The 9,212-nt window shown below is 38.9% G+C and carries 7 protein-coding genes; 1 reads left to right on the top strand and 6 read right to left on the bottom strand.

The features are described from left to right. The first annotated feature begins 666 nt into the window (after positions 1-666). Entirely contained in the window at positions 667-3,504 is a 2,838-nt protein-coding gene (locus A4R26_RS04080; protein ID WP_081160867.1) for an alpha/beta hydrolase family protein, read from the top strand. A gap of 173 nt (positions 3,505-3,677) precedes the next feature. Here A4R26_RS04080 and A4R26_RS04075 read toward each other — a convergent pair whose 3' ends face one another. The 6 genes from A4R26_RS04075 to A4R26_RS04050 all read right to left on the bottom strand — a co-directional run. Further along, positions 3,678-3,953 (bottom strand): hypothetical protein, encoded by a 276-nt coding sequence (locus A4R26_RS04075; protein WP_081160864.1) that lies wholly within the window; start codon positions 3,951-3,953, stop codon positions 3,678-3,680. Positions 3,954-4,521: 568 nt separating this feature from the next. Then, entirely contained in the window at positions 4,522-5,016 is a 495-nt protein-coding gene (locus tag A4R26_RS04070) for a TlpA family protein disulfide reductase (RefSeq protein ID WP_081160861.1), read from the bottom strand. Between the two features lie 11 nt (positions 5,017-5,027). After that, positions 5,028-6,590: a hypothetical protein gene (locus A4R26_RS04065; RefSeq protein WP_081160857.1), complete on the bottom strand. Its 1,563-nt coding sequence runs from the start codon at positions 6,588-6,590 to the stop codon at positions 5,028-5,030. 20 nt (positions 6,591-6,610) lie between these two features. Then, positions 6,611-7,078 (bottom strand): MauE/DoxX family redox-associated membrane protein, encoded by a 468-nt coding sequence (locus A4R26_RS04060; RefSeq protein WP_133054534.1) that lies wholly within the window; start codon positions 7,076-7,078, stop codon positions 6,611-6,613. Between the two features lie 26 nt (positions 7,079-7,104). Then, positions 7,105-8,664, bottom strand: coding sequence for a hypothetical protein (locus A4R26_RS04055; protein WP_081160849.1), 1,560 nt, complete (start codon positions 8,662-8,664; stop codon positions 7,105-7,107). A gap of 25 nt (positions 8,665-8,689) precedes the next feature. Further along, positions 8,690-9,212 (bottom strand): glycosyltransferase family 2 protein (locus tag A4R26_RS04050; protein WP_133054533.1); only part of this gene is annotated, 523 nt, incomplete at its 5' end.

The following is a 9,212-nucleotide window of genomic DNA, read 5'->3' as shown; positions in this document are numbered from 1 at the left end:
CATTACTCATAAATATGTACGTTGGTATGACAGAATAAGTTTTGACTTCTTCGCCATGAATGCATGTTCAACTCAATTGAGCCTCACTTACTTGCGACTGGTTAACCCACTGATTGTCTTTTTATATGTGAAAAATCCGGTTCACATGACTAGTCAATCAACTTTTCGAAGTCCGATTGGATAGTAAAACAATGGCTTAGTTTTCTGAACGGGAGAAAGCAACCCGTCTCGTCATGGCTCTGAACCTATGGTTGACCGGGTGATAGACAAAACAGCGGCGGTAATTTCAGAGTACGAAAAACTTTATTATTCAGGTCGAGAGGTCGGCTGCTGGTCAAAAGACACAACAGCGCCGATCTTTAGAATATGCAACCTAACCTTTATTAAACACCTCTGTAGTTGATAAAGGTACTTTTAAAATATTTAATAAAAAGCCGTTCAACGTGCGGGCTGATGCAAGTAATTGGATGAATGATTACAGTTTTCCTTTGCTACTTATCATATACATTTAATTAATTATGAAACTACTATTGCCCAGACTTGCGATAAATACTCAATAATAAAGTGAAATTGAATTTTCTCTCATTGGAAAGTTTGTTATCTTATGGTAAGGAAACTATGACTTCTATTTTCGAACATTGTTTACCGTTTTAATAATATTAAAAAATGCGATTAACTGTTATATTTATTTTCATGTCCGCAATAGCGGCTAATCCTGGGGCTTTGTGGGCTCAGTTCAATGTAAGTAATAAGACCGATACATCATACATGACGCAACCTATTCTTGCAACGCAAGGAGCATCGCCACACAATTACAATTCTTCTGGCAAACCGTCCATCGACAGCGTTGCTATAAACCGTTGGGTATCCGTAGAAAACAACAAGGTGGCTATAAATGACGATGGTACATATTTTATGTATTGTATTACCAATCAGCCGTATGGCAAAAGCTCGCTCATAGTTCAATCTCTGAATGATTCATGGAAAACAAATTTAGTCGGAGTTTCAGATGGCTATTTTCTAAATGACAATAAAACATTTGTTTATCTTGATAATCATACTTTGTTTTTTTTGGAGCTGGGATTGAATATAAAGGACTCAATTCGGAATGTGAGAAATTTTGAGTTATTCAAAGGAGGCACAACATTTCTGTTTTATACTACGGATGAGCCACAGTCCGAACTGGTAGTACTTGATTTATCAGCATTTAAGCAATTTCGTTATTCTAGAGTCTCCCGCTACAACTTCGATGCAGTTGGAAAGATATTGGTTATTCAACAACTCGAGGATATAAAGGGAAGGAATAGAACAACGCTTAAATGCATCTTTCTGTCACCGGAGGAAACCATAAATGTTTGCTCCTTAGATACTAGCCACGATATAGTCAGTTATACGATGGATGCCAATCGAAAGCAAATAACTTGGCTCGAAGTAGACAGATCAACTTTGGCATACTCCATTTGGTACTTCAAGACAGGTATGCGAAAGGCAATTATAGCGGCAAGCGGGGAGTCAAAAGGGATGGATAGAGGCACGGAATTAGATGCATTAGCTTCCCCTTCATTTACTAAAGACGGGCGATTTTTGTGTTTTTGGCTCACAGAAACACAACCCCAATCGGTGAACCCCAGTGCGGTTCAGGTTGACGTATGGAATTACAAAGACGTCGAGCTACAGAGCATACAGTTGATGAAAATCGCTAACCGGGAATCAAGAAAATATCAAGCTGTTGTGGAAGTCGACAGTTTAATGTTTTTAAAAAATGCGAAAGTAATACGGTTATTAGGTGAAAATGAGGAGGCTCAAATTTGCTCCGGTCCAGAAATCACCGGTGATTATTTTCTAGCCCGAAGAAATGATGGAGGGGATCGTTTTTGGGACCGAAAATATATTTACAATTTAGTGAGGTTAAAGGACGGCTCGAGTAGGGTAATATATGAATCTCAGTTTGTTGACAATGCGAGTTTCTGGTTTTGCCCAAATGGGAAATATCTGTTGCAGTTTAGAGATAACAGTTATCACAGCTTTAATCTTGAAACTGGAAAGTGGAAGAATATTTCGGCGGACGTTCAGATACAGTTGACTTTTAAAAGTCCGTTCTTTAAAGATTACTCTTTTTCGACTCCTATCGGTGTTGCAGGTTGGCTAGGTGAAGGGAGTAGCGTTTTAGTATATGATAGTTATGATATAATAGAACTTGATCTTGCAGGGTTTAAACCCCCGACTAATATAACTAAAGGATACGGAAGAAAACACAAAGTACAGTTGAGGCTTGTGGATGACGAAAAACAACATTTGCCAGGTGATACAGTTCTAGTTTACACCTTCAATCCGAAAACCAAATACAACGGTCTTCTTAGATTACCCCTTGCAAATGGGAACATGCCTAATGTAACCGATGGTCCATGGAGTTTATATTATCGTCGTGACATTGGAGTTGGAACCAACGAATCTTTTGGCACATTAACCAGGCCAGTGAAAGCTAAATATACAAATAAGTGGATCGTAAAAAGGGAAACGGCGGTAGAGGCCCCGAACTTTTTTTTGACGGAGAATTTTAAGGACTTTCGGGCATTAACTGAAATTGCGCCTCAAAAGGAATACAATTGGCTGCGATCCGAACTTTTTCATTGGAGGCAACTAGATGGAACCATGGGTGAAGGTGTGCTATATAAACCCGAAAATTTCGATTCTTCAAAAAAATATCCTGTAATCATTTCTTATTATGAGCAGTTATCAGGGCGGGTCTACCAATACCCAATACCCCAATTTGTCAACTCCACCCATATTAAGGTCGCTTGGTTTGTAAGTCAGGGATATATCGTCTTTACACCGAGTATTGTATTTAAAAAAGGGAAAACTGTTCAAAGTGTGAATAACACTGTTGTGTCGGCGGCTCAAACCTTGGCAAAATTACCGTTCATTAACGGGAAAAAAATGGGCATTGCTGGCTTTAGTTTTGGCGGTCACGAGACTAATTGGTTAATCACCCAAACAAAAATGTTTGCGGCTGCAGCTACAGGCGGCGGCATGAGTGATCCTGTCAGTTCAGCATTACAATTGTCAGAAACACGAGGAAAGATTCTAGATGATAGGGTTGCTCGAAATGAAAATATTATGGGCACGTCGATATGGGAAAATCCCCAATTATGGGTAAGCAGTTCACCGGTGTTAAGGGCAGATAAGGTTGCTACTCCTCTACTCATTTTATACAATTATAACGATATCGGTTGGCAGCAAGGTGCGGAGCTATTCATTGCGTTACGTCGCTTAAATAAAAAAGTTTTTTTATTGCAATACGACAATGGGGGCCATGGATTGTATTCCGGCAGAGATCCAGAGGATTTTACTATTCGTATAACCCAGTTCTTTGATCATTACTTAAAAGATGCGCCCCCACCAAAATGGATGACCAAAGGTATTCCTGCTAGGTTAAAAGGAATAGACACAGGCTATGAACACGATTTGGAGGGCGAGTCCGGATCAAAGACCTCACAAAAGTAACGACAGAGAAAGATATATATCATTTGACGGAGAGCTCCAGTTCAGTTCCTTACGAAAATTAAAGGTCGGTCAATTATGATGACCGACCTTTAAACGGAGTGTAACGAAATGCAATTCAGGCGACAATAGTCGCTCGCATGATCTATTCGTACACCAGATTACATATTAACTTGTTATTCCTTTGCGAAGCTGGTAGATGGTGTAGGGCAATTTTTTTGGGTGCACACATCTCCTTGGTTTTTAGTTGTGTAGTAGTATGTAACCTTGTTTTGATCAATCGCAGTAGCAAGCCTATAGCCGAGAATTTCACCGGTACAAGTGCCTGCGCTGCCGGCTGTTGTTAGAATACAGTAGTTTGTGTTGAATTTTTTATTTGCTTTGAATGCCAAAGCACCACCAACAACTGCTAAAACAGCAATAACTGTCAACATTATTTTTGCTTTCTTCATAATTTTAATGCTTTTTAAATCAAAAAGCTAAACTTTTATTTAATTAAGAGCCTACTCTTGGAGCTAACTTCTTTGAAAGGCGGCAGGCAATTACCTTCCTTGAAGTATCCGGATATTTTTTATTCTTGACGCATCGGAGCCTTAGAAATTCCTTTTTAGTAAGTCTTTGTCAAATCTCAATAGGGATACAATCGGGTTATGCCCTATTTTTATTCATGATCCTTTCTCACGTAAAATGCCTTTTAACCTGTTTGATTTTTCTCCTATAGCCCAGCTCACTTGTGAGTTTAACTGTTCTTTTCCTGTATCCTAATCACAGCCCACCCATCTATTTTTGCACAGCATCAAAGGATATGCCTTTCTCTCTAGTTTAATTGCTCCAATATTCAAACAAACGATATTATTATTGAAATACCATAATATACTTGCGTAAATGCGGCAACCATCTATGGCTTTTATACATGTATTCTGTGTGACATTATCAAAGCACTTTGCCGGATTGGGGAAAAAGCGTCCAATGACTATTTGATATGTCTATTGTATTCAAGACTCATTCTAAGAATTTGCGTTATTCAAGTGCAATATCATTTATCAAACTGGGGCTAACTGCTCCTATTAATACTTCCTTAAGCAACTTGTTGCGGTCATAAATAGCTAAACAAGGAACACCCGGCGATTTAAAATATTGGCTGAAAGAATATTGATAATCTTGTCCTACAATGATGTTGGAATATTCGTTAAGCTTAAACTCTTTATAATATTTCATTATTTCCTCGTAAGGGAAACTGGATATCATATATATCTTTAATTGTGAGACCTTTTTTATATCTTCAGTTAGAGAGTTCGTCAGGGTTCGGCAATAAGGGCATATGGGACTAAAATAGAATAGTACGATTGGCTGACTGCTTGATACGTCTTTTAAGTCCAAATGTGTACTACTGTCCATCAATAGCAAAGTCATTGACGGCAATGTTTTACCTTCGTGCCCCGTCTTTAAAGTGGGCTTCTTTCCAAAACAGCCCCATAGTTGAGCTATGATCAGAATATACGTCATGCTTTTCATAGATAGGTTGTTTAAATTTTTTCGATGATTTGTTGAGGTTGGAATACTAATTGTTTTTGCGCTTCTTCTGCCTGTTTTTCTGTCGTTTCCGGTTTAGCTCGGATAACCTGCACAACATAACCTACGAAAATTACGGACCAAATTATACTAATGATCAAGGGAAACAATTGGTAACGCAATTCAATTGGCGCTGATAAAACGCTAAACAGAGTATTTGCAATCCAAATCGTAAGTGTGCAACCAAGAAGTTTTTTGTTATGATGACTGCAATTCTGATTTCCCCCCAGAGTTAAAAAAGCCAAAAACCCCGCAATAAAAATTATATTAACTATTGGCGTCAAGATTGTAAATATATCTGCAACCCATATTTTCTTTATCCCCAGTGCAGGTAAAGTATTATTGTTCCACCCAAACCATTTCACAGCACTTGAATCAACTGTTTTATAGCCTAGGTTATACCAGCCCATAAACTGGGAAGGCGGTGCATAATATCGCTGCAAATTGGGCCATACATAGTTTAGAATATATGAACGTGGATGCCTGGTTATTAAGTACGTACCATAACTTCCATACAATGGTGCCATTGAAGCCCATTTTTCGAAAAACTCTTTGGTACTGTCAGTTTTCCATACTTGATCCATGTATAGTCTTAGCGGTGATTGAAAATCCCATAAATAGAAGACTCCCACATTTCTGTCAGGTCTTAAAAAAGGTTGCTGTTGGTGGATTCGAACAGTTTCATTGACAAGCTGATGAAGTTTCCGAAATCTTGGAGGCAGTTTAACGGGTTCATCAAGTTGATCATAAGCGTAACCATATAGTGCATTGGCAGCTTGTTGCCATCCACCAAATGCAGAATATTGGAAAGAGCTCGTTTTTTTGTTGTACTCCGAACCGGTTAAGAGAATAAAAGAACCCAACAGTATGGCTATGGAGCCTATCGCGTACGCTTTTAAGCGGCCTGGCATGGAGCGTAGAATTACTACAGCAATACTTATTAAAGGATAATACAAAGCATTATGCCTAGTAGAAAAGGCTAATAACAATATAAGAGAATGTCGAAAGAGCAGTTTTTCTGTCGGTTTGTAAATAATCCATAGCAGTTGGGTATACCATACCAGGCTTAGCGAAGTAAACAAACTGTCGCTTGATACAAAATTTGCAATGTGCGGCAGCAATGGGTTTAAAACGCTGAGTCCAAACAGTACCCTGAACAAAGCCTTTGCCGGGTTAAAGAGGTAACGAATAGTTAGAAGCAAGTACAACAAGCTTATTTGAACCAACAGATACTGTATAATTACCAGTGCTAAATGAGAATCCGTAAAACTGCTCACCAACCGCAAAAACTTGGAGTATCCAATTGCCCAGATGTTGATGAACTCATTATTGTAAGCTGCATCAAGATACGAGTAAGAGTCCGGCGGCATAAAGTTCGGATACGGATAAAGTATCTTTAACCAGGTAAAAGCTATAATTGTAGCAACCGAAGACCATTTTAGCAACAACCGACTCTCATCGTCTTTGAATAACCAAGCTTTGAAGGACATAGTCGATATGGTACGTTGAAATATCATACAACATTCTTTGACTGAGGTTAGGCAATAGTTCCTATTTCATTTTTTGTAGGAGTTTCCCACTCTATTCTGTTCTGGTTTTTTAATTGCTTTTCAAGGGTGATCGCCCACACTCCAAGGGTTAGGAAAGCACCATTAAAAACCAAATGCTGTTGCCATGATAGCAAGGAAATAGCGCCTCCGCAGCTACAGGGAAGTTTATCGCTGAAACTTAGGATAATGATAATGTAAATTGTGAATGATAACATAAGCAAAACGCTGGAATATAGTCCTTTTAAACGCCATCTTGGAACTATCAACAGTAGTACTAATAGAATTTCAGTCAAAGGCAATAAAATAGCAATAATATTTGCAAAAGGGGACAAAACCGGTGAACTTGCCAACTGTTCTTTGAACACAGAATATTCCATCATCTTGCTGATACCAGTATAAAGGAATAGAATGATATACAGTATAGTAACCGTTTCTATTATGTTATTTCGTTTCATAAACATTCATCTGTATATTGTTAATTTTATGACATCAATGCACTTTGATTTATTACCGACACCATTTCCAATTCCGTCTGAGCAGTTGAGTCCTCTCTACTCATAGCCACCTTCCACAACCATTCTAACAACAATGCCACAAACACTGTAGTAAGCAAAATAGGAAAGCACTGAAATCTGAGTGCAGGTGAGGAAGCCCCTATTGTGAATGTTGCATTGATTATCCAGACAGCACTGCCCATTAAAATGCCTTTTGCGGAATAAGGCTTGGTCTTCCATCCTTTCAACAACACATAACATATCAATGTTAAAAACATAATTACATTTGAAATTCCAAAAAGTATTGGATAGAAATTCAGCACCCACACATTGTTGCTTTTCATCCGAATTCGCACCTCAGTAGTTTTATATTTAAACCAATTCATCGCATTTGTGATGACTTTTGACCGTCCGGAATTGTAAAGTTGTAAGAACTCTACTTGGGGGGCGTAATATTTGTTGGCGTTAGGCCAAAGGAAGTGCCTAATGAATTTCCATGGGTATTGCCTTATAATAAAAAGCCCATACGATTTGTAAAAAGGTCCCATACTTGCCCATTTTTTAAGCTCAATAGCACTGCTGTCATTTCGAAATAGACTGTCCCTATATTTAAACATTGAAAGGTCCGGAGTCCACATGTACACTGTGCTTGCTTCCATAGCTTCTTGAGGGTGCTTACTGACATCTCGGGTGCTGTCAAAGTACTCCCTTACCATATTGTCAAATGCCTGAAATTTCCTTGGTACAGGTTTTCTATCTTTCGCATCAACATACCTGTAGGCATACATGGCATTGTTCGTTAGCTGCCAACCACTGAAGGGTGAGTACTGCCAGTAGCCTGTTAGCTGTTTGTATTTATAGCTTGTATAGAAAACGAAGAGTCCGCACAGCACCAACCCTGCTACAATGCCGATCAACTTCTTGCGCAATGATAGTGACGAAAGATAAAATGCAACAGCCGCAATAAAGGGATATATAAGCGCATTATACCTAACAGTAAATGTTGCGAATATTAACACCGCCTGCCATACAATAAGCTCGTTTGATGGCCGATGGATCAACCAGAGCAGGACAGCAAACCAAGTTATACTTAGTGCTGCAAACAAACAGTCGCTGCTTACCAAATTGCCCAAATGTAAATACAGCGGATTCAGTACCATAAAGGCCAGCAGAACTGTTTGCACAAGTCTAGACGGCTTATAGAAGTAGAATACGGTAAACAACAGAAACAGCGTGCTAACTTGGATAAGCAGGTACTGAAAAGCTACAAGAGCTGTATCTGAACTTGTAAACACACTGAAGAATCTAAGAAACCGAGAATATCCAACCATGTATGTATTGATATCAAGATTTTGCTCGGCAGTTTCAATGTATGAAAATGAGTCACCGAATATGAAACTAGCAAAAGGATATAAATACTTAAAGATGATGAATTGAATTACTATGGCTATCGCCACCAGGTTTAAAATCATCTTGTTACGCCGGTTGCCCCACAGAAATTCTTTAAATGAAACGCTATTAGCAGGTATGACGCTCAGTTCATTCATTTTTAAAAATTGGAGATAGTTAATACTAGTGATTCGAATTCTTCATTTGGTTTGATACTTTTACCTGTATCAGTTTTTCATCCTTCCGCCTTAATACCTCCCTATTAAACAATCCATATTTAAAAATGCAGAAAATAGCTCTGAATCCGTCTTTCCACCCGATCTTCTTCCCCTCGGCAAACGTCCTTCCGTAATATGAAATTCCCACTTCATAGATCCGTATCCCAGGCACCATAGCAATCTTTGCTGTCACTTCCGGCTCAAAGCCAAATCGTTTTTCTTGCAGGTAAATTCGTTGTATAATGGAACTCCTGAACATCTTGTATCCGGTCTCCATGTCCGTCAGGTTCAGGTTGCTGAACATGTTGGAAAGAAAAGTAAGAAACCGGTTGCCGATGCTATGCCAGAAAAAGAGGATGCGGTGAGGATTGCCTCCCATAAAACGTGAGCCGTATACCACATCTGCCGATGCCAGTATAATCGGTTTTAAGAGCGTATTATACTCCCCCGGATCGTATTCCAGGTCGGCATCCTGAACCAACAGGTAA

Origin of the sequence: Niastella populi (assembly GCF_002078015.1) — a bacterium.
Classification (GTDB): domain Bacteria; phylum Bacteroidota; class Bacteroidia; order Chitinophagales; family Chitinophagaceae; genus Niastella; species Niastella populi.
This window is presented reverse-complemented; position numbering and strand designations above follow the sequence as displayed.

What these genes read in the sequence shown, in the direction of transcription:
- A4R26_RS04060 (WP_133054534.1), bottom strand. Translation starts at nt 7,078, where the DNA reads ATGAAACGAAATAACATAATAGAAACGGTTACTATACTGTATATCATT.
- A4R26_RS04080 (WP_081160867.1), top strand. Translation starts at nt 667, where the DNA reads ATGCGATTAACTGTTATATTTATTTTCATGTCCGCAATAGCGGCTAAT.
- A4R26_RS04075 (WP_081160864.1), bottom strand. Translation starts at nt 3,953, where the DNA reads ATGAAGAAAGCAAAAATAATGTTGACAGTTATTGCTGTTTTAGCAGTT.
- A4R26_RS04070 (WP_081160861.1), bottom strand. Translation starts at nt 5,016, where the DNA reads ATGAAAAGCATGACGTATATTCTGATCATAGCTCAACTATGGGGCTGT.
- A4R26_RS04065 (WP_081160857.1), bottom strand. Translation starts at nt 6,590, where the DNA reads ATGATATTTCAACGTACCATATCGACTATGTCCTTCAAAGCTTGGTTA.
- A4R26_RS04055 (WP_081160849.1), bottom strand. Translation starts at nt 8,664, where the DNA reads ATGAATGAACTGAGCGTCATACCTGCTAATAGCGTTTCATTTAAAGAA.